General features: G+C 67.3%; 26 protein-coding genes and 1 pseudogene. 16 read left to right on the top strand and 11 right to left on the bottom strand.

What is annotated here, in order from left to right; all coding sequences use genetic code 11:
• The first annotated feature begins 22 nt into the window (after positions 1-22).
• The gene (locus LKD76_RS12280; protein WP_227981210.1) at positions 23-1414 is read left to right on the top strand and encodes an MFS transporter; all 1392 of its coding nucleotides are present in this window, start codon (positions 23-25) and stop codon (positions 1412-1414) included.
• On the opposite strand, the gene LKD76_RS12275 is transcribed toward LKD76_RS12280, so the two are convergent.
• Entirely contained in the window at positions 1399-1950 is a 552-nt protein-coding gene (locus tag LKD76_RS12275) for a dihydrofolate reductase family protein (RefSeq protein WP_227981209.1), read from the bottom strand. The genes LKD76_RS12280 and LKD76_RS12275 overlap by 16 nt on opposite strands.
• A 424-nt stretch (positions 1951-2374) precedes the next feature.
• The gene (locus LKD76_RS12270) at positions 2375-3292 is read right to left on the bottom strand and encodes a DUF5995 family protein (RefSeq protein ID WP_227981208.1); all 918 of its coding nucleotides are present in this window, start codon (positions 3290-3292) and stop codon (positions 2375-2377) included.
• A gap of 82 nt (positions 3293-3374) precedes the next feature.
• Between LKD76_RS12270 and LKD76_RS12265 the strand changes: the two genes are divergently transcribed.
• The 5 genes and pseudogenes from LKD76_RS12265 to LKD76_RS12245 all read left to right on the top strand — a co-directional run bounded on the left by LKD76_RS12265 (position 3375) and on the right by LKD76_RS12245 (position 6773).
• Complete coding sequence (locus tag LKD76_RS12265) at positions 3375-3530, top strand: hypothetical protein (RefSeq protein WP_227981206.1); 156 nt, start codon at positions 3375-3377, stop codon at positions 3528-3530.
• Positions 3531-3546: 16 nt separating this feature from the next.
• On the top strand, positions 3547-4005 hold the full coding sequence (locus LKD76_RS12260; RefSeq protein WP_227981204.1) for an SgcJ/EcaC family oxidoreductase: 459 nt from the start codon (positions 3547-3549) through the stop codon (positions 4003-4005).
• Between the two features lie 684 nt (positions 4006-4689).
• Positions 4690-5370: pseudogene (locus LKD76_RS12255) on the top strand (ATP-binding protein).
• Between the two features lie 111 nt (positions 5371-5481).
• Positions 5482-6063 carry a hypothetical protein gene (locus LKD76_RS12250; protein WP_227981202.1) on the top strand — a complete coding sequence of 194 codons (582 nt, stop codon included), beginning with the start codon at positions 5482-5484 and terminating at the stop codon, positions 6061-6063.
• A 14-nt stretch (positions 6064-6077) separates the two neighbouring features.
• The gene (locus LKD76_RS12245) at positions 6078-6773 is read left to right on the top strand and encodes an EamA family transporter (protein WP_227981200.1); all 696 of its coding nucleotides are present in this window, start codon (positions 6078-6080) and stop codon (positions 6771-6773) included.
• A 145-nt stretch (positions 6774-6918) separates the two neighbouring features.
• On the opposite strand, the gene LKD76_RS12240 is transcribed toward LKD76_RS12245, so the two are convergent.
• The 3 genes from LKD76_RS12240 to LKD76_RS12230 form a co-directional block, all read right to left on the bottom strand.
• Positions 6919-7344, bottom strand: coding sequence for a DUF2871 domain-containing protein (locus tag LKD76_RS12240; RefSeq protein WP_227981198.1), 426 nt, complete (start codon positions 7342-7344; stop codon positions 6919-6921).
• A 49-nt stretch (positions 7345-7393) separates the two neighbouring features.
• Positions 7394-7831, bottom strand: a complete 438-nt coding sequence (locus tag LKD76_RS12235) for a DUF4267 domain-containing protein (protein ID WP_227981197.1) — start codon at positions 7829-7831, stop codon at positions 7394-7396.
• A gap of 168 nt (positions 7832-7999) precedes the next feature.
• Positions 8000-8365 (bottom strand): antibiotic biosynthesis monooxygenase family protein, encoded by a 366-nt coding sequence (locus LKD76_RS12230; RefSeq protein ID WP_227981196.1) that lies wholly within the window; start codon positions 8363-8365, stop codon positions 8000-8002.
• Between the two features lie 78 nt (positions 8366-8443).
• On the opposite strand from LKD76_RS12230, the gene LKD76_RS12225 reads away from it, so the two are divergent.
• Positions 8444-8932: a MarR family winged helix-turn-helix transcriptional regulator gene (locus LKD76_RS12225; protein WP_227981195.1), complete on the top strand. Its 489-nt coding sequence runs from the start codon at positions 8444-8446 to the stop codon at positions 8930-8932.
• Between the two features lie 107 nt (positions 8933-9039).
• On the opposite strand, the gene LKD76_RS12220 is transcribed toward LKD76_RS12225, so the two are convergent.
• Positions 9040-9411 (bottom strand): Zn-ribbon domain-containing OB-fold protein, encoded by a 372-nt coding sequence (locus tag LKD76_RS12220; protein ID WP_227981194.1) that lies wholly within the window; start codon positions 9409-9411, stop codon positions 9040-9042.
• Positions 9412-9720: 309 nt separating this feature from the next.
• Positions 9721-10380 (bottom strand): TetR/AcrR family transcriptional regulator, encoded by a 660-nt coding sequence (locus tag LKD76_RS12215; protein WP_227981192.1) that lies wholly within the window; start codon positions 10378-10380, stop codon positions 9721-9723.
• 131 nt (positions 10381-10511) lie between these two features.
• On the opposite strand from LKD76_RS12215, the gene LKD76_RS12210 reads away from it, so the two are divergent.
• The 5 genes from LKD76_RS12210 to mhpA are packed head-to-tail and all read left to right on the top strand — an operon-like array spanning position 10512 to position 16375.
• Positions 10512-11645, top strand: a complete 1134-nt coding sequence (locus LKD76_RS12210; RefSeq protein WP_227981190.1) for a VOC family protein — start codon at positions 10512-10514, stop codon at positions 11643-11645.
• The gene (locus LKD76_RS12205) at positions 11642-12580 is read left to right on the top strand and encodes a fumarylacetoacetate hydrolase family protein (RefSeq protein WP_227981186.1); all 939 of its coding nucleotides are present in this window, start codon (positions 11642-11644) and stop codon (positions 12578-12580) included. The genes LKD76_RS12210 and LKD76_RS12205 overlap by 4 nt, the downstream gene beginning before the upstream one ends.
• Before the next feature lie 20 nt (positions 12581-12600).
• Positions 12601-14493, top strand: a complete 1893-nt coding sequence (locus LKD76_RS12200) for an acyl-CoA synthetase (RefSeq protein ID WP_227985224.1) — start codon at positions 12601-12603, stop codon at positions 14491-14493.
• A 5-nt stretch (positions 14494-14498) separates the two neighbouring features.
• Positions 14499-14843, top strand: coding sequence for a DoxX family protein (locus tag LKD76_RS12195; RefSeq protein ID WP_227981185.1), 345 nt, complete (start codon positions 14499-14501; stop codon positions 14841-14843).
• On the top strand, positions 14840-16375 hold the full coding sequence (gene mhpA / locus LKD76_RS12190; protein ID WP_227981184.1) for a bifunctional 3-(3-hydroxy-phenyl)propionate/3-hydroxycinnamic acid hydroxylase MhpA: 1536 nt from the start codon (positions 14840-14842) through the stop codon (positions 16373-16375). The genes LKD76_RS12195 and mhpA overlap by 4 nt, the downstream gene beginning before the upstream one ends.
• A 55-nt stretch (positions 16376-16430) precedes the next feature.
• Here mhpA and LKD76_RS12185 read toward each other — a convergent pair whose 3' ends face one another.
• Positions 16431-17033 carry a TetR/AcrR family transcriptional regulator gene (locus LKD76_RS12185; RefSeq protein ID WP_227981183.1) on the bottom strand — a complete coding sequence of 201 codons (603 nt, stop codon included), beginning with the start codon at positions 17031-17033 and terminating at the stop codon, positions 16431-16433.
• Between the two features lie 106 nt (positions 17034-17139).
• Here LKD76_RS12185 and LKD76_RS12180 point away from each other — a divergent pair, with 106 nt between their 5' ends.
• Both LKD76_RS12180 and LKD76_RS12175 read left to right on the top strand, forming a co-directional pair.
• A complete protein-coding gene (locus LKD76_RS12180) occupies positions 17140-17787 on the top strand; it encodes an FMN-dependent NADH-azoreductase (protein ID WP_227981181.1) in 648 nt (215 codons plus the stop codon).
• A 1-nt stretch (position 17788) separates the two neighbouring features.
• Complete coding sequence (locus tag LKD76_RS12175; RefSeq protein ID WP_227981179.1) at positions 17789-18109, top strand: DMT family transporter; 321 nt, start codon at positions 17789-17791, stop codon at positions 18107-18109.
• 510 nt (positions 18110-18619) lie between these two features.
• Here the strand turns inward: LKD76_RS12175 and LKD76_RS12170 are convergent.
• Complete coding sequence (locus tag LKD76_RS12170) at positions 18620-18922, bottom strand: hypothetical protein (RefSeq protein ID WP_227981177.1); 303 nt, start codon at positions 18920-18922, stop codon at positions 18620-18622.
• A 129-nt stretch (positions 18923-19051) separates the two neighbouring features.
• On the opposite strand from LKD76_RS12170, the gene LKD76_RS12165 reads away from it, so the two are divergent.
• Together LKD76_RS12165 and LKD76_RS12160 are read left to right on the top strand one after the other, a co-directional pair.
• Positions 19052-19483 (top strand): hypothetical protein, encoded by a 432-nt coding sequence (locus LKD76_RS12165; RefSeq protein ID WP_227981175.1) that lies wholly within the window; start codon positions 19052-19054, stop codon positions 19481-19483.
• 847 nt (positions 19484-20330) lie between these two features.
• Positions 20331-21287: a glycoside hydrolase family protein gene (locus LKD76_RS12160; protein ID WP_227981174.1), complete on the top strand. Its 957-nt coding sequence runs from the start codon at positions 20331-20333 to the stop codon at positions 21285-21287.
• Positions 21288-21821: 534 nt separating this feature from the next.
• Here LKD76_RS12160 and LKD76_RS12155 read toward each other — a convergent pair.
• On the bottom strand, positions 21822-22739 hold the full coding sequence (locus LKD76_RS12155) for an NADP-dependent oxidoreductase (protein WP_227981173.1): 918 nt from the start codon (positions 22737-22739) through the stop codon (positions 21822-21824).
• A gap of 122 nt (positions 22740-22861) precedes the next feature.
• Positions 22862-26254 carry an ATP-binding protein gene (locus LKD76_RS12150; protein WP_227981172.1) on the bottom strand — a complete coding sequence of 1131 codons (3393 nt, stop codon included), beginning with the start codon at positions 26252-26254 and terminating at the stop codon, positions 22862-22864.
• Positions 26255-26256 lie beyond the last annotated feature (2 nt).

Raw genomic sequence — 26256 nt, 5'->3', positions numbered from 1 at the left:
CCGCACCGCAGGAAAGGCAGTTTTGACCGCGCCCCGCACCGACGACTACCGCAACACCACCGCCACCGATCCGATCCCGGCCGATCCGCCCGTCGCGGTATCGCAGCAGCCGGAGGGCGCCGGTGGGATGTTCACCTCTCTCACCGTCCCCAACTACCGCTATTACTTTGCGGGCCAGGTGGTTTCGAACACCGGCACCTGGATGCAGCGAATCGCCCAGGACTGGCTGGTACTCGGTCTCACCGGCAGCTCGTTCGCCGTCGGAATCACCACCGCCATGCAGTTCCTGCCGATGCTGCTGTTCGGTCTCTACGGCGGCGTCATCGCCGACCGCTTCCCCAAGCGGGGTCTGCTGGTCCTCACTCAGGCCACCATGGGACTGCTCGCCGCCGTCCTCGCCGTCCTGACGCTGACCGGCACGGTCGAGGTATGGCATGTGTACCTGCTGGCGCTACTGCTGGGCATGGTGACCGTCGTCGACAATCCGACCCGCCAGTCGTTCGTTCCGGAAATCGTCGGCCGGCAGCGATTACGCAATGCCGTCAGCCTGAACTCCGCGAACTTCCAGGCCGCCCGGCTCGTCGGCCCGGCAGTCGCCGGAGCGGTGATCGCCGCGGTCGGATCGGGCTGGGCGTTCGTGATCAACGCGGGATCCTTCGCCGCCGTCATCGGCGGCCTGCTGGCGATGCGACCGGCGGAATTGACGCCGGTGCCGCGCCTGCCACGTCGAAAAGGGCAACTGCGCGAGGGTCTCCGCTATGTGAGCGCGCATCCGCAACTGCTCTGGCCGATCGTCATGGTGGGCTTCGTCGGAACCTTCGGCTACAACTTTCCCACCGTGCTGTCGGGCTTCGCCTATCACGTCTTCGATGTCGACGCCGGGAAATACGGACTGCTCAACACCGCGCTGGCGGCGGGATCCCTCGCGGGCGCGCTGCTGGCCAGCCGCCGAGGACGAGTGCGCATGCGGATGCTGGTCGCCACCGCGATCGGCTTCGGGGCGCTCGAGGCGGTCACCGCCTTCGCGCCGGATTATTGGCTGTTCACCGCGCTGCTCGTGGTGGTGGGCTTGCTCGGCCTCACCTTCAACACCTCGGGCAACTCGATGGTGCAACTGGAAACCGACCCCACCATGCGGGGACGGGTGATGTCGCTGTACATGATGGTCTTCACGGGCGGCACCCCCATCGGGGGTCCGATCGTGGGGTGGCTCACCGAGAAATTCGGGCCCCGGTTCGGACTGTTCGCCTGCGGGGTGGTCTCCGCGGCGTCCGCGGCCCTGGTCGGCGTCGTTCTCGCCCGCGCCGCGGGCCTGCGCGTGCGGATCTCGGGCCGGCGGATTTCACTCGTGCCTCGCGACGATCCACTGCCAGGGGTCGCGACCGTGACGACCGGACCTCAGACGGCGGAATAGCGCAGCATCACCGCGGTGTCGAAATGCCTCGTCTCGGTCAACCGGAGCTGAATTCGCTTGTCCAGCGGCGGGAACAGCGGGGTGCCGCCGCCGAGCACCACCGGCATGAGAAACAACTGATACTCGTCGATGAGCCCGTGTGGGATCAGCGAGGCCGCGAGCCCCGCGCCACCGACCTCCATGACGCCATCGCCGCCGGCCTTGAGCCTGCGAACCTCCGCGACCGCGTTCTCGGCGACCAGGGTGCTGTTCCAATGGACCTCGGTCAGCGTCCGGGAGAACACGACCTTGGGCTTCTCCGTCCACAGCCTGGCGAACTCGCGCTCGATGGGCGGCGCGTTCTCGGACACGTGCGGCCAGTGCTCGGCCATCAGTTCGTAGAGCCGGCGACCGTGCAGTGAGACCTCGATATCGCGGTAACGGTCGTTGTGGAACTGGTGCAGCTCGTCGTCCGGGTCGGACCAGTCGATGCCGCCGTCGCGGTCGTTGATGTAGCCGTCCAGGGACACACCGATCCCATAGATCAGTTTTCTCATACCGGGTAGACGGCATACGCCTCCGAAATTCATCGCCGTACATCGGAGACATCCCCGATCGAGGGCCCCGAGCCGTGGGGACACGGGCACGACCGCCCGGGACCCGACGCCTGCGGGTGCCGGTGTGGCGTTGCGCCGACGATGCTGTGCGGCGACAAGCCGAGCCGCACCGCCGCCCCGAACCGGATCGTCGTCGCTTCTGCCGACTGTCGCCGCGATATGGTGCGCGCCAACCGAACCCGGTTCGGATCGTGTCGGTGACGTCGTTACTTTCATCCGTCGCAGCCACGCCGAACAATCAACTTTCTACGTTGCTGTCAGCGTATGTACCGGCCGGGCCGCCCACCTGAGTAGACCGCTACTCGAATTCCACGAGCACCTCCCGCAGGCGGCTGCGGGCCGTCGACGCTGCCCGATGACGGGGTCACAGCCCGCCGTTGGCGGACAGGACCGCGAAGGCGGCGTCGGCGCTGTGCCACAGCGCGTCGATCTCGGCCCGGGTACCCGGTTCCAGCGCGGGATCCTGCAGGGCCAGACCGTTACCGAAGATCACCACGTTCGCACCGGCGTCGGCGAACCGCAGCAGGGCGCCGGAGCCGACTCCGGCACCGACCACCCGGTCCAGGCCCTCGCCCAGGAAATAGAAGCGCCACAGCGGCCCCAGATCACCGCCGTAGATCGATTTCGTCTCGTCGACGATCAGCGATCCCTTGCTCGCGATCGCGTCCACGATCCGGAAATAGTCGGCGGCATTCGCGGGCGTGGAGTGCACGGCGGCGACAGCGTTGGCCAGATCGACACTGAGATGCGCGTTGTAGCCCGCCATCGCGACCCGAGCCGGCGACAGCGAGCAGTCGCGGGCCAGCGCGAAGTAGTTCGCCCATTGCGGTTCGGGTGTGCCGCCGGTGAATTCCGCGTGCACATTGCGCAGGAACCGCAGGAGCAGATCCAGACTGATGCGGTGCGCGTACTCCGGATCGGCGAAGGCGGACGGGTCGCGCTGCAGCGGCATGACCGCGGACTGTTCGACGGCATCGAGACCCAACGCGAGCAGTCCGCGCCGATCCCGGTGCCGCACCAGGATTTCGGCGATCCGCCGATGCTGATCGACGGCCTGCTCCAGGCGCTGCGACGATGTCCCGGACAAGGTGGTCGTATCCGACAGCCGCACGATGTCGGCCACCTCCCCGGCGGACAACGGTGTGCCGCACGCGACGTCGATCGGCTGGGCCGACGCGGTCGCCGGGACACCCACCGCGATCACAGACAGCGTGAGGACTACGAACAACAGGAAGCGGATCCAGGAACGGCGCGGCGGCACCGGGTCCGTCGGGCAGTGCATGTCTTCTCGCCTTCATTCGGTGTTCGAATCGACGGGAACGGCCGAACACCGCTGCGGACACTCGCACGATGCCGACTCGGAGATGCCGAGCGTAACGCAGCACGCGGGCACCGGAGCCCGGCGGCTCGCCGGACGCGGCGACGGATTCACCCCGTGGGAGCCGGTGATCGACGCGGTGGCGTCCTCGGCGGCGGTCACCGGCGATCGGCGGCTTGACCTCGAGTTGGCTCGAGGTTGAATACTGTCTCGCATGAGTGCGATCAACAAACCCCCAGCCCACAGCGACCGAGAGCACGCGGCCCCTTTCGGTCGAGGACGAGCGCGCCATTCGCGACCTGGTGGCCCGCGCCGACCGCGCCCAGGCCGACACCGCCGTACTCCCGGCCCTGCATGCCGACACCGCGGCCGTGGTCAACTTCTACGGCCGTCGGCTCCTCGGCCGTGACATGTTGGAGGCGGCGATGAGTGCGGCCCTGAGCAGCGGACTCGGGGCTGTCCGCACCAGCGTCGAGGTCGTCGACATCCGATCGCTCAGTGCCGACGCCGCCCTCGTCAGCTGCATCAAGACGGTGTACGACGAGCGCCCGGATGAGCAGATCCCGCCGACCACCGGCGCCCTGACCTACGTGACGGTACGGACCGCTACCGGGTGGAAGATCGGCCTGGCCCAGACCACCCCGATTGTCCCGGCCGGACAGCCGGCGCGGATCTGAGCGAGCGAATCGATCGTCGGCCCGGCGATCGACGAATTCTGTTGCAGAACGAGAACATTCGACTGCCAGCTGGACAGGGAAACTCGGATCACGAGCGCTTCCCACTGTGGGTACAGTGGCGAGGTGCATCGATTGCTCGTCGTCCTGGCGCCGCCCCGCTGCTGAGCGGGGCCGATTTCCCGGCGCGCTGAGCCGAGACGGCCGGCGTGCGGTTCTCACCCGGGTGAGTTGAGCGAGCCCCGCTTCCGCGACCCATTCCTCTCGTCGCAGGAGCGCGAATACTCATGCATACCTCGTTGGCGGTTCGCCGTCGCGATCCCGGACAACATGAAGGCGATCGTGGACCGCGCGAACGCGACCGATCCCCGGTTGAACGACTCGTTCCGCGAGTACTACGAGTCTCGTGGGTTCGTGGTTGATCCGGCCCGGGTCCGCAGCCCGCAGCCCGCAGGACAAGCCGCGCGTCGAACGCTGTGTTCCTTATGCACGGTCGAATTTCTTTGCCGGAGAACAATTCCGGGACCTTCAGGACTGCCGGGAACGCGCGCAACGGTGGTGCCGTGAGACCGCGGGGATGAGAATGCTCGCCCGCGGCACCAGCGGCCAGCAGCTGACGCTGCTGCCGCCGCCTGCACCGTCCCGGTTCGTCCGTTCCACCACCGATTTCGCTGTCAGGAGGTCGTCATGAGCACCACCCGCCGTCCCGCCTCGTCCCTAGCGGTCAAACCGATCGAGATCTCCCCGGAGCTGCAGTTCGCTGATGCGGCGGCTCAAGCTCGGCCAATTGCTCGATACCCTCCCGGAACGGTTGGCCCTGGCCAGGTCGAATCGGCTGCCGCACCACGACTTTCTGGAGATGCTGTTCGCCGACGAGGTCGCCCGCCGTGACCGCCAATCCGAGCAACGCCGCGCCAAGACGGCCCATCTGGATCCACAGATGCACCTGGCGGCATGGGACGATTCGACAGCGGTCGCCTTCGACCGCGAACTCTGGCCGAGCTGACCTCGCTGCGGTTTCTCGCCGACGCCTACAACGTCCCGGTGATGGGGCCGGTCGGGGTCGGAAAGACGTTCCTGGCCAACGCATTAGGACACATCGCGGTCCGCCGCCACCATACCGTTCACACCGAGCGCGCCGACAAACTGTTCAAACGGTTGCGTGGTGCGCGCCTGGACGGCAGCTACGAAGACGAGATGCGCAAACTGCACCGCGTGGACCTGTTGATCCTCGATGACCTGGCCTTGCATCGATTGGAGACGCCCGAGACCAACGACTTCTACGAGCTGATCGTCGAGGGCAAGTCCTACCGGCAACGACAGAAGCCCCGCCGCGGCAAACCAGCCGGACCAGCCGACTCGGATTGACCCAGTCCTCCAGTCCTGGGCACCATCACCCACACGGTCTGCGCCCAGAACGAGCTGATCACTGTGATGGCACAGCGGCGGCACCGACCGGGGAAGGGATGAAAGACCGTCATGCAGCGCCGCTACAGCACCGACACAGCCGATCAATGGGCAGGATGGTCGTACTACGGTGCCGCCCACCGATACGACATCCACGACACACCCGAGGCCACTTCGGCCTGCACGCAGGCAATGGACCGCCTCGAAAAAGCCGCCGATGAGGCACGGTTACGCGAACTCGCCCACGACGGCGACCGCTGCGCCTTCATCCGGTTGATCGAGATCATGGTGGACGCAGACCGCGTCGATGACCTGCGGCTCCTGGCACGCGGCGGGGATGACCGCGCGTTTGCCACACTCATGGAATACCTGGTCCGAACCAACAGCATCGACCGGCTGCGCGCGGAGGCGTCCGAGTTCGCCAGCGCCCGACTATGGCTGGCGCAACTGCACTTCCACCGCGGTGAGCATGAGGCCGGGCTCGCCGAGCTAGAAGCCATGGAAAGCGATCCCGACAACGGTGTCTACGCACACTCCGAACGAATAGCGCAGTTGATCCGGCTCAACCGGATAGCCGAAGTCCGCACGATGGCCCAGGCCGGCGACCGCACAGCCACACGACGTCTGAAGCGGATATCCGCCACACCGGATTGACGAGGAACCCGATCATGCGTCACCATCACCACACGGCCCGCGACCAGACAACACGGTTCCATACCCGCGGCAAATCGGTGGTCCCATCACCCTGGCAAGCGACATCCGTCAGTCTGGCCACCCTGATCACGATCGCCGCGGGTCCCGTTCTCGTGCTGGCGCTGGAACGGCTCACGGGCCGATGCGAACTCAATCGCTGGATGATCGCCACGATCGTTCTTTCACTGGCCGGTCTCGCACTGCTCGTAGGACTCCCCTCGGGCGGATTCGCCGTGACCGCTCTGCTCGGCAGTGCGGCATTGTCGCTACTGGCCGCCGCCGGGTTCGTGGCCGTGACACTGTTGGGCGCTCATCCGATACCCGCGATGGATGATCTGGCGACGACCGGGATCAGCTTCACCATCGGCGGCGTGTTGCTGGCACCGATCGCGGAGGGGACGACCTGCTCGACGTTCGATCCCAGCCCGGCCGCTCTCGGACTGCTCCTGGGCTTGGCCACGGCCCCGACCGCGGTCGCTTACACGCTGTACTTCCGCGGTCTCCGCGGCGTCAGCGCCACGATCGTCACCCTGTTGGAAACCCTGACGGCCGCCGTCCTCGGCGCGTTCTTGCTCGGGGATCAGCTCGGCATCGCGGGTACGACGGGAGCGCTCATGCTGGCCGTGGCGGTCGTGATCGCTCCGAAGGCACAGCCCTCCGTGGCGAACTGACCGGTGTCCGCTGTCCACCCCCGGGCCGGGCAGCGGCCTCCGGGACGCACGCCGAGGCGCGTGTCGGCCGGCAGCCGACGCCCCCATCGGCGATGCCGAAAAACGCAGTGCTCGTGTGGTAGCGGGTGAACTGACGCAACGGAGTTCACGAGGGAACCAGGTCCTTGCGGCGATCTGTGATGGCCTGGTGCACGGTGAGGAAGAAGAGCACGAATCCGAACGTCAGCAGGACATGACCGATGCCGGCCAGCTCCGACAGTGGCCGGTATTCGCCGTACCCGAGAACGGTCCGGGCACCGATGACGGTCATGCACGACACCGTCCAGAGGACACCGGTGTTGTAGACGCTGAAGAACCAGCGGTAGGCGCGGGTGTTCGACAGGGCGAGTTGGTGTTCGAGCACCAGGACGATCAGCAGGAACAATGTTCCCAACGCCAGCAGGTGAGTGTGGACCACGGCGAGTTCGGTCTTGCCGGTGAATTGGTGGGCCTTGGTGAGTTCGCGGTAGAACAGGCCCGAGGGCAGGCCCAGGACGGTATAGGCGACGGCGGCCCAGTAGAGCTGTTTCATCGAGTCCTCGTTCCTGAATGGTGGTGCGGTCGTTCGGGGCGTGCGGAGCTCAGGCGGGCTGCGCGGAGGGCGCCGGGGCGCTGGCCCGCTCGGCTTGGCGCACCCGGCCGGCCTCGCGGAGGAGCAGCAGGCCTGTGACCGCGATCAGCGCGGAGGTCAGACCGTGGACGCCGAACGCGGTGGCCATGGAGCCGTGGTGGGCAAGGACGTTGACCATGTCGCCGAGCGGGGCGACGGCCGTCATCAGCAGGACCCAGCCGAGGGCGCGGCGCTGGCCGGTCACCAGCAGGATGCCCGTACCCAGGCCCATCGCGAGTTCGCGGCAGCCTTTCACGATGAGGAAGCCGCCGCCGTCGCCGGAGGGCCAACTCGGCAGGCCGAAGCCCGGGGCGGACGTCGCGGGGCTCGAGATGAAGGACAACGCGAGGTAGAAGGTGAACCCGACGACGGCGGTGGCCAGGGCGGTGTTGAGGTTCTTGTGCGACATGGGTTGTGCTCCTTGACGTTCGGGCAGATCGGTGCGGGTTCGCGTCTGCCGGGACAGTGCCGAGGGGTGAGCGGGGTGATCTCGTCGGCGTCGAGGTGTTTCAGCAGTACGTGCGGCACCCGACCGGTTGCACGCCGGGTGCCGCACTGTCCGACTATCGATCGGCGGTCACCGGGACAGCACGTCGCCGGGTGCTATGTCGAAGGCGAGACGGTAGATCATCGGTCGTGCGGTGAGGTCGAGATCCTCCTGGATCCGCTGATTCAGCCGACGCCATCGCGAAGTGTCGAGAGCGCTACGCAGGGCGGCACCGCTGTCCCAGTCTCCGACGTTGACGAAGACCGCCTCGGCGGCCTCGCCGGCCGCCTGGAACATCCGGGATCGGCGGAAACCCGGCGCGGATGCCATGTACTGGGCATTGTCCCGCCAGCGTTGCAGGAACAGGTCCCGCTGTGCCACGGGTACGGCCATCGTATTGATCACGGTGACCGGGGAATCGGTGTCGGGAACGGCGGGGTCGCTGAAAGCTGTCATATTGTCACGGTAAATGACAATATTCTTAGATGTCAATCTTGCTATGTGGCAATCACGTTGAGTTGCTAGTGTGAGGTCATGGTGAACCGGCCGCTGGACTCGCGTGGGGTATTCCTGTTGTCGCAGATCGGTCATCACGTGGCATACCGGTTCACCGAGCAGCTGGCGCGATTGGATCTGGATCCGGCCCACTTCGCGGTCCTGGGCCACCTGGCCGCCACGGACGGTCGCAGCCAGCAAGAACTCGCGGATCTGCTACGGGTTCACCGCAACGCGATGGTCGGACTGGTCGACGAGCTACAGGAGCGCGGCCTGGTGACCCGGCAGCCCCATCCGGACGACCGCCGCGCACACGCGGTCCACCTCACCGAGCACGCGCGCGAAGCACTCGAGGCCATCCAATCCGAGGCCGATGCACTGGAATCGGAAATCCTCGCCCCCCTCGACGAGGCCGAGCGAACCCTGCTCCTCCCGCTGCTGCAACGCATCGCCGCACACGCGAACCTCCCCGCCGGAATCCATCCCGGCCTGCAACGACGGCGCCGCGCACGCAGAGAACCCCGGTAAACCCGGCCTGCCGAGCACCCGGCTCGCCGGAGCCGGCACCGCCGAAAGGCGCCCAGCGGAAAGCGGCGACGACCACCGACCGCAGACGGATCTGCCTGCGCCGGCGATCAGCCCACCACGAAGACCGGAAACCTGTCGCCTCGCGGGCGCGGCTGGAAATGCACACGCACCGGCCGATCCGGAAGCAATGGCACCTCACCCTCCAGGCAGGTGTAGACCCACGGCCCCTCGTCGAGTTCCACGATCGCGACCGTCGACGGCGTACCACCCGCGCCGGCACGATCCACCACCCGCCACGACACGATCGAACCCGCACCCGACGACGGCACCCGTTCCAGGACATCCGACGCACACGAGGAACATCCGGCCGTCAGCGGCGCGAACAATTTGTCACACTTCGCGCATCGCAGGATCATCAAGATCTCTTCCGCGCTCGTTGTGCCGACATGAGCCCTGTGCTGAAGTGTGGGCGCAGACATCGAATCCTCCGCAACGTGACCGATAGAACGCACACCAGCCTCGTCACCGGCGAGCACCACCGCGACGGTGAAACTACCCCCGCGTATACCTATTTCCGGCAGACCGACTCGCTGAGTGAGACCCCCGCCCGCTCTGCATCAGCGGCCGCGATCAGTACAGATTTCGCGGTCGGGTACGCATCGCCGCGGAAGACATCGACAAAGCCATGCGCCGCCTCAGTGGACACGGATCGCCTCCCGCCGTGTCCGCTACACCCCGACCCGCACAGTCATCAACGCAAGCTGTCGGCCTCCCGCCGGCCCATGCCCCTACGCCGGCAAACGACCTCGCGGGTCGCCGAGTGCAGGAAGCGGACGTTGGCAGATATCGTGCGCTTCCCCGGGAGGCACACCGAACATTCGTAGCAGCCCCTCGGTCACGTGGTCAGAGGCCTCGCAGTCGTCGCGTTCCGGTTTGTCATGCAGCAGTTTCCCGAGGCACAGCGCGGCGCCCGTGACGACGGTCATTGCCAACTCGGGGTCTCGGACATCGAATCGGCCGGCCACAGCCGCGGCCTCGATATCGCGACGTGCGCGGGGTACGAGGCCCCGTCCCGAGTTCGTGAGGGCGAGCCCGTCGTTGAGCAGGACCTTGCTGAGAATGGGCTCGCGGCGGTGCAGACGCCCGGTGAGGCGGAAACTCTGCGCGAATACCTGAGCCGGATCGTCCACGTCTGCGCACAGCTGGTCGAGAAGTGCGCCGTAGTGGTCCAGCGCTTCCTCGACTGCGGCACGGAACAGTTCTTCGCGGCTCTGGAAGTGGTTGTAGAACGATCCCATTCCGACGTCGGCGGCCTGAGTGATATCGAGGATCGGCACGTTGCCCTTCCCCTCCGCCAGCAGTGATTGCGCGGCACCGACAAGCGCGGAACGCGTGCGGGCTTTGCGGCGCTCGAGGCGGCTGGGTTCCGAACCGTTGTGTGCGGTCATCGATACACCTCCAGAAGTACCCGCACACCATCGTAGACGGTCGGCTCAATATTGACGGAATCGTCAGACCCTCTTGACTGACGTCGCCCTCGTAAGTGACGATATCGTCAGTAAGTGAAAGGGAGTGGTCGATGAGCGGCCTCCAGGACGTACACAGCGGACTGCACAGCGACAGCGGCGCGTTGGCCGGCGAGCATCCCGGCAGGTCTCTCGATCCGGTGGTGAAAGTGCTCGATCTCGCGTGGCTGGAATTCGAAAAGCCCGATCTGGACGCGGCAGAGGTCTTTGCCCACGCCTTCGGCTTCGCGACCGCGATGCGTTCCACCGATGAGGTACACCTGCGTGGAAACGATCCGGGTTCGCCCTGTGTTCTCATCCGTCGCGGAGGTCGTTCGAGGTTCGTCGGTCCGGCCTTCCGTGCCGCCGACACGGCCGACCTGGTGCGACTGGCGCGAGTGACCGGTGCGCAGTCCCTGCCACTACCGGAGTCGCTGGGCGGGTTGAGCGTTGTCCTCACCGACCCGAGTCACTTGCGAGTGCGAGTAGTGAGCGACACCCACGAACTGTCAGCCTTGCCGACGCAACGGCCGCACGTGTTCAACTTCGGACATGATGTGGCACGTGCCAACGCCCCCCAGCGTCCGTCGCGAGTGCCCGCACTGGTGCAACGCCTCGGCCATGTCGTGGTCCAGACGACGAAGTATCGGGAAACTCTCGACTGGTACCTGAAGAATCTGGGGCTGATCGTCAGCGACTTCCTCTACTATCCCGGACAGCGGGAACGGGGTCCCGTCATGAGCTTCATTCGCTGCGACCGGGGTTCGCTTCCCGCCGATCATCACACCCTCGCGCTGACGCTGGGCCCGTCGAATCGGTATGTGCACTCCGCGTACCAGGTCGCGGACCTCGACACACTCGCCGCGGGGGGTGAGTACTTGCGCGCGCAGGGATACCACCGGTCCTGGGGGATCGGCCGCCACATTCAAGGCAGCCAGATCTTCGACTACTGGCGCGACCCCGATGGATTCATGGTCGAGCATTTCAGCGACGGCGACATGTTCGATCACACCGTCGAGCCTGGCTGGGCCCCGATGACGGCATCCGGCCTCGCCCAGTGGGGTCCCCCCGCGACCAAGGACTTCCTGGGCATCAAGCCCGGAACCGAATCGCTGCGCGAGCTGCGGGCCATCGGCACCGCACTGCGCGAGGACAACGAATTCGATATCCGCCGCCTGCGCGGCCTGCTGAAAGTGGCCAATTCATGAGCACATCCGTACTCCGCACCGCCGACGCCTGGTGGGTACAGACGCCGACGGGCGCGGTCCGCATCGACACCGCCGCGACGACCACACGGCAACTGCTCGCTGATCGCGACGCGATCGCCAGGGCCGCTGCCGGCTCGGAAACCGTGGCAGTCGACAGCCTTTCGCTGGTTTCGCCGGTCACCTCGCCGTGTCGTGTCGTGGCCCAAATGACGAACTTCGCCTCGCACGTGAAGGACTCGGGCATGGACCCCGCAACGGTGCCGTTGACATTCTTCCGCAAAGCATCCGGATCGATCAGCGGTCCGCAGGATGACATTCTGCGTCCCGCGCACGTTCAGCTTCTCGACTACGAGGTCGAGATCGGTATCGTCTTCGGCCGCGACATGCCGGTCGGCTCGGACATCGCAGCGGAGAACCTGACGGAGTTCATCGCGGGCCTGGTCGTGACCAACGATGTCTCCGCGCGCGATGTGCAACTACCGAAAACTCAGTTCTACGAGGCGAAGTCGTATCCCACCTTCACCCCGGTCGGCCCAGCGCTGGTACTGCTGGACGCCGATGAACTGCGGAGGTTCGGGGATCTGCGGCTGCGGCTGTGGGTCAACGGACAGGCGCGACAGGACATGACAGTCGCGGACATGATCTACCGTCCGGTCGAGGCCCTACGTGCGCTGACCCGCTTCCAGCGAATGCAGGCCGGGGACCTGCTGCTCACCGGCACTCCCGTCGGCACCGCCCTCAGCGCACCACCCAAACTTGCGGAGATCATCGGGTCGCTGCTGCCACCGAAAACCAAGTGGAAGATGTTCTTCCGACGCCAAGCCGAGAATCCGAAGTACCTTCGGGACGGTGACGTGGTCGAGGCCGCGATTCGAACCGACGACGGCGCCATCGACCTGGGCCGCCAACGCACGGTCGTGAGGTACGCCCGGTGAGCGACACTCCGATCCTCGCGATCTCGGCCGAGGAACTGCTCTGGCCCCGCTACGCCGAGCCGGACGATCTCGCGACCATCGAGGCGGTACCGCTGGCGGCGCGCGGCCTGCCCGAATCGACGTATGCCCTGCTGGCCCGAGCGGCGCGGCTATGGCCGGAGCGTAACGCGACCACTGTGATGCCGGAGGCCGCGCGTTGGCGAGAACCGTTCCGGCGCAGCTACTCCGAGCTACTGGCCGAAGTCCATCGATACGGGAACCTGTTGTACGAACTGGGCGTGCGTCGCACCGACGCGGTGGCACTCATCGCGCCCAACTGCGCGCAGTTGATTCCGGCCACTCTGGCCGCCCAGTTGGCGGGTATAGCCGCGCCGATCAACGGTGGCCTGGCACCTGATCATGTCGCAGAACTGTTGCGTCGCTCCGGAGCACGGGTACTGATCACCGCTGGGCCCGAACTCTGTCCCGACACCTGGACCACCGCAGGTGAACTGGCCGCACGCGGCCTCCTCGACACCGTGTTGGTGCTGCGCCCGACCGCCGCCCCGCAGCCGCCACCGGCGCTGCCCACCATCGGCGATCTCCGGGTCGGTTACCTCGATGTGTGTGCCGGCGAACATGATTCCGCAACGTATCGTGGACGGCCGCCGGCGGCATCGGATCTGGCGGCGTTGTTTCACACCGGTGGGACGACCGGGGTGCCGAAGTTGGCTGCCCACCGTCACAGCGGGGAGGTGGCGAACGCGTGGATGATCGCCGCCAACTCTCTACTCGACGAGGATGCGGTGCTGTTCGCCGCGCTGCCGCTGTTTCACGTCAACGCGCTGGTTGTCACCCTGCTCGCACCGCTGTTCCGAGGCCAGTCCGTGGTGTGGGCCGGCCCACTGGGGTACCGGGACTTCGCGTTGTATAAGGAATTCTGGAATATCGTGGCGCACTACCGAATTGCCGCGATGAGCGCGGTACCGACGGTGTACTCGGTGTTGGCGCAATGTCCGATCGATACCGACATCGCGACCTTGCGATACGCACTGGTCGGCGCGTCGCCGCTGCCCCACGCCGTGCGTGAGGACTTCGAGCGGCACACCGGAGTCGGACTGGTGGAAGGCTACGGCCTCACCGAGGCCACCTGCGCGACCGCCCGGAGCTTCCCCGACATCCCCCGCCCCGGCGCGGTCGGGCAGCGTATGCCCTATCAGCAGGTTGCAGTCGTCCGCACAGCCGAGGATGAACCGTGGGAGGCCCTTTCGGTCGGCGAAACCGGCGAATTGGCCATCAGCGGCCCCACCCTCTTCGCCGGATACGTCACCGGCCATGACGAGAACGGGCACCACCTCGACGTCCTGGGCATCATGGTGGAGGGGTGGCTGCGCACAGGCGATCTGGCCCACATCGACGCCGAGGGCTTCATTCATCTGCATGGTCGCGCAAAGGATCTCATCATCCGCGGCGGCCACAACATCGATCCCGCGTCCATCGAGGATGCCCTGCTCAGCCACCCTGGAGTCAGCGCAGCCGGGGCGGTGGGCCGCCCGGACGTCCACGCCGGCGAGGTCCCGGTCGCATACGTCGCGCTCACCTCTGGCGCCGAGGTCACCGAGGACGAGCTGGTGGCCTGGGCAGCCGAACGGGTCCACGAACGCGCCGCCGCGCCCAAAACGGTCACGATCCTCGATGCCCTACCGGTCACCGACATCGGCAAACCTTACAAACCGGGACTACGCGCAGACGCGACCCGCCGCGAACTGGTCGATGCGCTCACCGCGCTCCCGGGAGTCGGCGCCGTCGCAGCCACCGTCGAGGACGGCGCGATTGTCGCCACCGTTACCCTGGGCTCCGATGCCGACCGATCCGCCGCCGAGGCGATCATGGGCCGCTACGCGATCGACTGGAAAGTCGTTGTGGGACAGTGAGCTTCGTGTCGAACATACTGACGGCTCTACTGGCAGCGGGGTTTCCGTCCCTCGGAGTCACCACACTGGCGGAGGTCGAACCGATGCGCACACGTGCCGAGCATCTCGGTTACTCGACAGCCGCCTACCGTGGGATCGGAGCAATCGAGATCGCCGCGGCCGGAGGCATACTCATGGGCGGTACCCGCCCGTCGACCGGCATGGCCGCTGGTACCGGACCGGTGTTGTCGATGTCCGGTGCCGTCGCCGGCCACCTCCGGCGCGGTGACGGCATCCCGGAGATCGCGCCTGCGGCAGGCACCGCGCTCGTCGCGGCGATGTACACCGCGACGCCGGCAGGTGCGTCGTGAGCTCGCCGAAGATTCCGGTGGTGATCGTCGGTGCGGGTCCGACAGGGCTGGCCGTGGCCACTCTGCTCGCGCAGTACGGAATCGAGTCGCTGGCCCTGGAGAGATGGAACGATGTGTACCCGCAGCCGCGCGCGGTCCACCTGGACGGCGAAGTCCGGCGAATCGTGGAACGACTCGGCATCGGCGCCGAATTCGATGCGATCTCGCGGCCCGCGTTGGGACTGCGCCTGGTCGGCCCGGATCGCCGCGTACTGGCGCAGTTCGACCGCGACCCGTCCGGAGGACGTAACGGTTTTCCGGAGGCGAATCTGTTCGATCAGCCGGAGCTGGAAACGGTGTTGCGTGCCAACGTGAGCCGCTATCCGGCCGTGACGTTGCGTGGCGGCGCCGAGGTCACCGATGTCACAGAGGAACTCGACTGCGTCCGAGTGGATTTCACCGACCGGACCACCGGGCACACCGAGTCGGTGTGGGCGGATTATGTCCTGGGCTGCGACGGCGCGAACAGTCTGGTGCGCGAGGTGATCGGCGCGCGGATGCAGGATCTGCGATTCGAGCAAAGATGGTTGGTTGTCGACATCGCCACTACGGCCGCACCCGGGCTGTGGGAAGGCGTGCACCAGGTCTGCGACACGAGGCGACCGGCAACCTATATGCGCATCGGCGAGACACGCTACAGGTGGGAATTTCGGTTGAATCCAGGCGAAACCGCCTCCGACTACAGCGATCTCACACGGCTGTGGCCGCTGCTCGCGCCATGGCTCGATGGAAGAGATGATGAAAGACCGGAGTTGGTGCGCGTCGCGGATTACACCTTCCGTGCACAGTTGGCCGATCGGTGGCGTGGCAAGCGGACATTCCTACTCGGGGACGCCGCCCACCTCACGCCACCGTTCATCGGCCAAGGCATGGGTGCCGGCATACGGGACGGGGCGAACCTCAGCTGGAAACTCGCCGGAGTGCTGCGCGGCGAACTGCCCGACGATCTGCTCGCCACCTACGAAGCCGAGCGGAAACCGCACGCACGGTCGATGATCCGCCTCGCGAAACTCACCGGCATAACGATGACCGAAGGCGGCGAACTGGGTAACCAGCTGCGTCGCCTGATAGCTCCGCGACTACATCTGGCACCCGGCCTCACTCGAATGATCACCGAAGGTGAATCCCCACCCCTGCGGCGGTCCCACATGATCGCAGCGCCGCGGCTACGCCGAGGTCCGACAGGCCGGCTGCTACCGAACAGCCGACTGGCCGACGGACGTCGCCTCGACGACGTAATCGCCGGGAGGTACGCCATCATCACCGCCGCTGATATGTCACCGGCGGACCGGACCGTCGTTGAACAACGCGGCGGAGTCGTCGTACGCCCCGAGGCCGATACGGAACTGTACCGCTGGCTCCGACACCACCACGCGGCCTCGCTCGTGGTCAGACCGGACGGGACCGTGCAGAGTTCCGGGGGAAACCTGTCCGCTCTGTGCGCCTCGATTCCGAGATTCACACCGAGTGTCCGCAGGGCACGTATCACATGAACTCCTGAACAATCGTCGGGTTCGACACCTACCGGCAGTTGATTGCGCGAGGTCATCAGTGCCGCGCGTCCAGGATGCCGTGTGCGAGTTTCGCCAGCCCCGCGGCGATCTGCTCGGAGCCGAGCCCGCGCTCACGCTGATGCCGGTACACCTCGGCGGCGAGCGGTGCGAGGAGCGGATCCACGAGTGAATCAGGTTCGGCCACACCGGCTTCGGCGAGCAGCGCGCGTACGTGCACCGCCCAGAATTGATAGGCCCCGGCGCGGAAGCGCGCGCCGCCGGTCTCCGCACCGAGGACCAGATGGGCGTGGGTGGCCAGCAATTCGACCATCGCAGCGTAGAACGCGGTCAGCCGTTCAGCGGGCGGTGCGCCCGGCCCGAGCGGCGGTTCCCCGCGCAGCAGCTGCTCCTGCAATGCCCGCTCATGCTCGTCGAGCAGCGCGACGGCGATGGATCCCACGTCCGGATAGCGGCGGTACAGCGTCCCCCGGCCGACCCCGGCAGCCTTGGCGATGTCGTCCATGGTGACCGTGCGCGGATCGCGCACGGCGAACAGCGCCGCCGCGGCGGCCAGCACCTTGGCCCGATTACGAGCGGCGTCAGCGCGCTCGACGGGCGCGGACTGGTCGTTGAGCAGGGGGAGGCCGGGGCTGTCCATGCAGCTCACTCTAGCTCCGCAGGTCTAACTGGACAATCTGTCCAGTTAGGCTCTAGCATTGAAAGTCACAAACGGACATAATGTCCAGTTGATTGGAGACTCGACAATGACCACCCTGCTGCACCTCGACGCCAGCGCCCGCCGCACCTCGATCAGCCGCGAACTGAGCGCCGCCTTCGCCGCCGCCTGGCGTGCCGAACACCCCGACGCCACCTACACTCACCGCGATCTGGCCGCCGATCCGATCCCGTTCATCGGCGAGGGCTGGACCGAACTGTGCGACCGCGTGCTGGCCCATGGCGCCACCGACCTCGACCGGCTGGGCGAGCTGGTGGATTCCCCCGCCCAACAGCGGGCCTGGGAGATCGTCGAGCCGCTGCTGACCGAGCTCCGAGCCGCCGATATCGTGCTGATCGGCACGCCGATGTACAACTACTCGATCCCGGCCAGCCTCAAGGCGTGGCTGGATCAGATCACCTTCCCGCGAATGTCACTGGCCCCCACCCGATTCGTGGTCGTCACCGCGCGCGGCGGCGCGTACTCGCCGGGCACGCCGAAAGCGATCTACGACTATCAAGAGCGCTATCTCCGCGACTTCTTCGCAGGCCATTTCGCCGTCGAGGACACAGTTTTCGTCAATTCCGAACTGGTGAACTCGCGCCAGGACCCGGCGCTCGCCCACCTGCGCGACAAGCACGACGCCTCCTACGCCGCCGCGCTCGTCACCGCCCGCACCCTGGGTAAGGAGTACTGAAATGAACTGGCTTGTCCTGAGTTTGGCCGGTGTGGTGGAGATCGCGTGGTCCCAGTCCATCAAGCCGACCCAGAGTTTCACCAAGCCGCTGCCCACCCTGCTGTGTTTCGTCCTCGCGGCGATCGCGGTGTACCTGCTGTCCCACGCCATGCAGTCGCTGCCGGTGGGCACCGCGTACGCCGTCTTCACCGGCATCGGCGCGGTGGGCGCGATCGTGCTCGGCATCGTCGTGCAGAAGGATCCGGTGAGCGCGGGCCGGGTACTGGCGTTGTCCATGATCATCGGCGGCATCATCCTGGCCCGGGTCACCAATCCCGAGTGAGCACGAACCGCGGCATCCGGCCACCGGCCACCGACGCCGCGACCTCGCTGCTGGTCACGCCGTATCCGTTGGTTCTGCGCCGAAACTACGGGAACCCCCCACAAATCCCGAAGTACTCGCGGTCGGCTTATTCGACGACGAGGTTGCCGCGGCCGCTGTGCGGAAGCGTGAACCCGAATTCGGGTAGTGGACTACCCAGGGCTTGACACGCTGATCCCGATAGCGTTTCGACCATGGCGGCTTATTGCCTGAACAACGCCTCTATAGGAGACGAACTTGCGAAGGGGTAAAGACAATGGGACTCAACAGCATGCTGTTCACCTCGCTCGAGCCGAACTGGAAGGTGCTGAAACGCCAGCCGTCGGCCGTTTCACCCTGCGGCATATGACATCAGCTGTCAGCATGAGCGCAGCTGCTTCTCCGAACTGACTGGCCCCGCCCATCTCGGCGACGCCCGAACGCACTCTTCTGCCGATTTGCGGATGCGCGCGTGTAACGCAGCCGTTCCGCCTACGGGCCCAGCGGCCGATAGGCGGTATCGGCAGGGACATAGCCCACCCAGCTGTCGCGGTCGAACGTGCCAGCGGCCCAGGTGCACGGGGACGCTTCGACATCGATGACCGCACCGATATCCCCTAGCTTGCCGTTCAGATCTCCGGCGGCGAGTGTTCTGCCATCCGGACTCAACGACACGGAGCCCTGGAACGAATCGTGGAATGTGACGAGATCACCGATGGGCCGCCGGGTGCCGATATCCCACAGGCACACGACATGTTTCGCGTCGATGGTGACGAGTAACGTCAGCGACCGCACCTTAACGATGTGTCGGCGCCGCCGGTCGCGAGCAGCCGCCCGTCCGGGCTGAACACCAGCGTGGTGCGGTCGATGGACCCTGAACCTGTGTGTCGATAGCGTGTAGGGCCTGAACTGCGAGAGGACACCATGCACGCTCCTGCCTTTGTTTCCATCCTCGCTGCCGTCGGTAGCGCGCTGCTGTTTCAGGCCACGCCGGCCTCCGCCGAGTCGCACACCGGTATGCCGACGCTGACTGCACAGTTCGATGGCGGCCCGTGCGCGACGACCATCAACGCCAAGGCCAATATCTTCGACGACAGCAACCAGGTCTCCATCGGCTACCAGACCAACGACATCGCCGGCACCGGCAGCGCCGGATGCGGGTCGTCGCTGGTCGCCGTCGTCAACTGGCGCAATCTGGACAGCGGTGGGGAGGGTAGCGTCTCACGGCACATGTTCCACAACGAAACCAACTCGATATCCTTCGCCCCCGGCCCGGGACGGATCGCGATCGAGCTGACCACGCTCGGTACCCACTTCCCCGAAGCTTCCCGTCTCGAGGTCGTGATGCACGGCTGATCGCTTCCGGAAAAGGGGCGGCAAATCCCGGCTGAACCTCACCCCTCATCACCCCCGCACCAGCCTGCGCCAACCTCAGCGCCCCATGCGCCGACACCTACATACTCCACCTACCATTGCTCTACGCCGGGGACACACCCAGCACTCACAATCAAGGGGAGGGGCCCGACCGGGGAAACCGCGGACGCGACAGGGTCGTAATCCGTGCTGGTGGCCGCTGCGGCTGCTCATCCCCCCGAGGGCACCCCCCCGGGGCCAGTGAGCCCCCTGGCATTGCTGCGCGTGTAGCCGGTTTCGGCGCGCGAGCTGCGGTCGCCCGTAGGTGCGAGCCAAGCGGGGTCGCCGCAGTATCGGCCGAATTTCGGGCGGATAGGGCGTAGTTGCCGGTCAGTGGGTGCGGGACGCGTCGGGGCCGATGAGGCTGTTGAGTTCGCGCATGGCCTGCGGGGATGGTTCGCCTGCCGCGGTGAGCTGGTTCGGCTGGGGGCAACGGCTCTCATCGCGGCCGGCGCGATCGTGGCCGCGGCCGCGATCACCGCCCGTTGTCGTTGTCTCTCGCGCGATTACTACCTGACCCCTTGTAGGGACAGCATCGCCCCGGCTCGCAGAGCAGATGGCGCGCATGCCGATTCATCTCCACGGCCCACGCAGCAGAGTCCGGCGGCCGCCCGGGACGGGCGGCGTCGGCGCCGGTGCGGCCACCACAAGCAGCATATCGACCTGCTCACCACGCGCGGTGTGTCAGCAATCATTCAGCGTTCACGGGCTGAATAATCCGTGTATGACGTCGATCGGGCTGTCCCGCAGAGCGATGCTCGCCCTGACAGCGAGCGTACCGTTGAGCGTTGTGGCATCCCGACGCGCAGTGGCCGCCGCCCCGCCGATCCGATACACGATGACGGCGTTCACCAACGCCAGCCAGACCGATATGTCGGTCTACGAATCCAGCGACGCAACGAATTTCCAGCTCGTCCAGGCCGACGCCTACCGTCCGCCGGACGCCGACCCCGCCGACACCCCGGCAGCGGCGGCCACGACCACGAAGGGCTTGTGCCGCGACCCCAGCGTCTTTCGTCACGTCGACGGCCAGTACTACGTGACGTACACGACCGCATGGGACGGCAACACCATCGGGTTCGCTCGCAGCCATGACCGGATCCACTGGGAGTTCCTGTACGAGTACACGATTCCGTTCGACGGTGTCACCCATACCTGGGCACCGGAATGGTTCGTCGACCGTGACGGCACGGTCAGCGTCCTGGTGAACATCAACGACGGCACGATCTTTCGGCCGCACGTCATGACCGCGACCACCTCGTCGCTGAGCCGGCTGCATTGGACCACGCCCCTACCGCTGGCAGGCGTCGTTCCCGCACCGGGTGGCCTCGGCTACATCGACACCACGGTCACGTTGTCGCAGGGACGCTACTACGCGTTCGTCAAGAACGAATCGACCAAGAACGTCGAGGTCGCGGTGGCCGACCGCCTGGTCGGCCCGTACACGTTCGCGCGAACCGGGAACTGGGCACGCTGGGGCGGACCGGGCCCGGGACAACCGCGCGAGGGACAGTGCGTGATCCCGCTCCCCGACGGCCGATGGCGGATCTACCTGGATGCCTACGACCTCAACGAACCAACACACGGTCACTATCTCTACAGCGACACCGTCACCGGCGACCTGCTCGGCGAGTGGACCACACCGAAGGACCTGCCTGTCCTGTCCGGTTTCGTCCGCCACTTCACCGTGTTACCCGAACAGCTGAGCACCGACCCGCAACCGGGCCCGAAGCCCGTCACGCGGTGAGGACGATCGGGCCGCGGCCTGCCCGCACCGACCAGGCACCCACGGATCCGCTGGTCACCCTTGGAATACCCTGGATGCTCGTCCATTTCGGCGTTCACGCCGTCTCCAGCACGGTTTTCGTAATCTGCGACAGCAAACCGCCCGGCCCGGATCGCCCACCGCACTGCTGCTGCGCCCGGACCGCTACGGCGCATGGGCAAACCGCATCACCCCACCCGGACGCCACGGACAGACAGGCCCTCCGCACAGCACTGCAGCGCTGTCTCCTGCCGCTGGGGCCGACGAGCCGGCCGTCGGCGTCGGGAATCCGTTGATACATCGTCCAACTCAGGATCGGCGACTACCGATGGGGAACTCAGAGATCATCAAGGGATGACGCGGGTCGACAATCGTGAGCGCAGTGACATCTGCGAGTCGGACACGGTCCCGTGTGGTGTTTGTTCCACCCCACCGTGAGGGCCGGTCGGCCTCGACTCTGGGAACGCCGGCAGGGAGGCGCTGCCGTCCTTCCCGCCTCCGCTGTGGCCGCTTCGGTCAGGGCTCGAGCACGTAGCGACCGCGCGTCCCGCCCTCGGCCATGGCCCGGTGGGCGTCCGCGGCCCGGGCCAACGGCATAACGGCATGCACGCGAGTCGGCAACCGGCCGGCGGCCGCGTGGGCCAGTAGCTGCGCTAGTCGGGGACCGTCCGACTGCGCCATCAGTGTGTGCACTGTGATCCCTCGCTCGGCCGCGGGCACGATATTCGGCCGGACGCCGACGAAGGTTCCGCCGTCGCGGACCGGGGTCAGGCCACACACCTGCCGGGGCGTGGTATCGACGACCGCGTCCCAGCCCATCCCGGCACTCGTGACGAAGCCGGCGCCGAGACTCCGCACGAACGGTTCGTCCGCCTCGCGGGCCAGGCCGGACACCCGCCAACCCCGGTCGGGAGCGAGGGCAGCAACGTTGGCCCCGATCGCGCCGGCGACGCCGGCCACCAGCAGCCGGTTTCCGTCGGTCGGCGGCGCGCCGATCAGATCGACGATCCGCGCCGCACTCAGGCCGCTGAGTGGCACTGTAGATGCCGTGACCAGGTCGAGTGCGTCGGGTACGACGGCGAGATCGGCGGCGGGCACGACGAGTTGCTCGGCGTAGGTGCCGAAGTCGCGGTCGAAACCGAGAACGACACTGGCGACCCGGGTGCCTACGGACAGTTCCACGCCCGGACCGACGGCGCGCACGATGCCGGCGAAGTCCCAGCCCAGACCGGTGTGCGAAGGCTGGTTGATCATGCCCAGCTCGTGGAAGAACCCGCCCACGACACCGAGGTCGGTGGGGTTGACCGGCGTAGCCGCGACCGCGACCCCGACCTCACCGGGGCCGGGCTCGGTGAGCGGGACGTCGATGATCTCGATCGAGTCGGGTCCGCTCGGAGTGCGGACGACGGCGGCCCGGAAAGTAGGTGTGCTCATGTTTCGCTCCTCTAGAGGGTCGTTCCGATGAGCTCGACAATGGTCCCGGGGTTCTGGAAGGTACTTGGAGCCGACTTGGAACGCTGTGGCCGGTGCATGGGACACCCGTCGCCGAAGACGATTCAGCGTTGCCGCGGGGACGAAACCTGGCTGGTGAGAGCATGTTCGGCGCGTGCTCGGGCGTCGGCGGACCAGTGTGGGGCATGCCACCGGTCGGCGACGGCGGCGGCGCGGATGAAGTGGGCGGCGGCCTCGTCGTGCCGGTCGAGGAAGAGAGCGAGTTCGCCGAGCGTGTGGGCGACCGGGCGCAAGGCCAGCGACACGGTTTCCACGCCTGCCGGGGGCCCGTCTCGGTGTGGGAGCAGGTCCGTGTAGCTCTGCTCGGCGGCGTCGCGGTCGTTCGAGGCGATACCGGCAAGGGCGCGCAGGCTGGTCAGGAAGGTGAACAAGAAGTCGGGCCGGATAGGGGCCGGTGCCGCGCCGCACCGGCGGGCCTCGTCGCCGCGGCCGGCGGCGTGGAGGGCGAGCGTGAGTAGGTCGGCGACCATGGGGCCGAGCGCCTCGTGGAAGGCCCGCACGTCGTCCAGGTGGTCGCCGAGCGTGCCGTCGGCGATCCAGATCGCCGCCCGCGCGAGACGGAGGAAGCCCGCGGCGTGCACCGATCCGGCGCGTTCCATGCGTTCGGTGGCCTCGGCGTAGCGGCGTTCGGCATCGGCGAATCGGCCCTCGACGAGCACCAGCGTCGCCAGTGCGATCTCGGCGGCGCCGATCGACTCCGGCATCCGGTAGGTGCGGGCGAGATCGAGCGCTTCTTCGGTGACACGGCGCATGGTTGTCGGGTCGTTGGCCACCGCGGCGTTCGCGGCCTGGTCCAGCAGCCCGGTCACGCGGTAGACAGGCAGGTCGTGCTCGACGCCGATCTCCACCAGCTCCCGGGAGTACTCCTCCCGCCCGGACGCGCGTGCGAGGACCAGGAGCGCGGCGGCGCGGAGGCGGGGATCGGCCGCGAGCTCGAGAGCTTCCTCCCCCGCCGCGACGACCGTCGGATCGTCCTCGCCCACCAGTTCGTGGGCGTAGGCGATCAGAAGGTGGGAACGCGTGCCAGGGGTGAGGCCCGGCCGTTCGAGCAGACGGGCGAGGCGTCCGACGATGTGGTGGTCGACCGTGCCGTATGGGCGGGCTTGCCAGGGAGTGGGTTCGGTCCAGGCGGTGAACGCGGCGATCATCAGGTCCTCGCGCCCGATCGAGTCGGAGTACTCCACGGCCCGCGCGCGTGTGTCCCTGGCCGCGGCGAAGGATCCGGCCCGCACCTGTGCGCGCAGCAGCCTGCCGAGCAGGTCGACGTGTTCATCCGGGTCGCCGGAGTTGGTAACGGCATCGGTGAGGAGCGCGGCCGCTACATCGTGGGCATAGCGTGCCTCGGCCAGCTCGGCGGCGCGCACGCAATAGCCGACGGCCTTCGGTGACCCTGCGCGCGCGTAGTGATGGGCGAGCGCAGCGATATCGCCCGAATCCTCTAGTGCCGCGGCGATCCGAGCGTGCATCCTCGTCGTCCGTATCCGACTGACATCGCTCACCAGCGTGTCCCGGACCAGCGCGTGCACGAACCGGACCCGCCCCGGCCCCGGCTCGTCGAGCAATCCGGCGATGACGCCCGCGTCCAACGCGTCGAGCACGCCGTCCTCGTCGGTGTCGGCGGCCCGGACGAGCATATCCACCGAACTCTCCCGGCCGGCCACGGCAGCCAGCCGTAGGACGGAGACACCGCCCTCGGGGAGCCGGGCGAGCCTGCGCCGCAGCACATCCCGGACACCGTCGGGGACCTCGGAGAGCGCGACCAACGCGCCCTCCCCGTGCAGCAGCCGCGCGCTCTCTCGTACGTAGAAGGGGTTGCCCCCTGTCCGCTCGGCGATCCCGGCCACGGTCGTGTCGTCGGCCGCGCATTCGGCACGTACGAGCTCGGCGACAGCGTCGGCGGGCAGTCCGGCCAGGTCCAGCCGCAGCGGCGCGGCTCGGGCGAGTGATCCGAGGGTGTCGGTGAGCCGCTCGCTCTCGTCCCCGCGATACGCCGCGACGATCAGGATCGGGGCCCGCACACCCACGCCACCGCCGAGCAGGTCCAAGGTCGTGCCGTCCGCGCAGTGCAGATCATCGAGAATCAGCGCAATGGGACGTGCCCCCGCGGCCGCGGTGAGCCAGTTCCACAATGCCCGGCGCAGCCGGAAACGCCCGGCCGTCGCATCTCCCGTACCCCGTGCGGAATCGCAGAGCAGTGGGGCGAGCTCGCCGGGCGGCTCGCCGGACCGGCAACTCGCCGCCACCTCCCGAAGGGCCTCGACCCACGCCCACGCGGGCGGAGCGCTGTCCAGCTCGGGACAGCGCCCGGCAGCTACGAGCCATCCATTCTGTCCGAGTCGCGCGCCGAGGTGCTCCAGCAGTGTCGATTTGCCGAGCCCGGCCTCCCCGGTGACGAGCACGACGCGAACCCCGCCGGTGGCGGCCTCCTCCGCGGCGGCCATCATCACCGCGAGTTCGCGATCGCGCCCCACGAACGCAGCGGCGCCCGGCCCGCCGTTCGACGATTCGACGGCTCTCGGCTCTGTTGCCGTCGAGTCAGATTGTGTTCCTGGCACTTTTGTGGCATCGCGTGCCTGTTCGGCGATGACGTGCGCTCCGGAACCGGCGAACTTCGAAGCGCTGGTGATGGGCAGAACCTCGGCGCGCGGGAGTCGCGCGGACGTCGGCGGAACGGCGGCGTGCAGGATATCCGTGCGCTGGGCGAGGATCGCCGCCTCCAGTTCCATCAGATCCGGGCTCGGATCGAGCCCCAGCTCGTCGGCGAACGTCGCGCCCGCGCGGCGCAGCACGGCCAGTGAGTCGGCTCGGCGACCGCTGCCCCACAGCGCGAGGGCGAGCATCCGCCATCCTTCCTCGCGCAGCGGTTCGTCGCGGGTGAGGCCCTCAGCCTCAGGAACCACCGCGACGGGATCGCCCAGCCGCAGTCCCGCCGCGACGCGCAGTTCACGGGCGACCACCCGCAACTCGTCGAGCCGCGCGATCTCGGCCGCCGCCCACGGCTCGTCGGCGAACTCGGCGAACGCCGGCCCCTGCCACAGCGCCAGCGCCGACCCCAGCCGGTCGCGGGCGTCGCGGGGGTCGGCGAGCGCACGAGTCTCCTCGAGGAACTCCTCGAAACGCCACGCATCCACCGCTTCCGGCGGCACCCGCAGTGCGTAGCCGGGTGGGGCGCTCACCAGCAGCCGGGCCGGGGTGCGTGGCATGCGACCAGGTTCCAGCAGACGGCGCAGGTTGGACACGTACGCCTGCAACGAGGTGCGGGCGCGGCCCGGCGGTTCGCCACGCCACAGATCCTCGACCAGGCGATCGACCGACACCACCTGCCCACGTGCGGCCACCAGCAGAGCCAGCACCCCGCGCTGGCGCGGTCCGCCGAGCGGAACCGGCCCATCACGGTCCTCGGCCGCGAACGAACCCAATACCCGGATCAAGACCATGA

This window comes from Nocardia spumae (genome assembly GCF_020733635.1).
GTDB classification, from domain to species: Bacteria; Actinomycetota; Actinomycetes; order Mycobacteriales; family Mycobacteriaceae; genus Nocardia; species Nocardia spumae.
The sequence above is the reverse complement of the archived record's forward strand: the minus strand, read 5'-3'. Positions and strand labels throughout refer to the sequence as shown.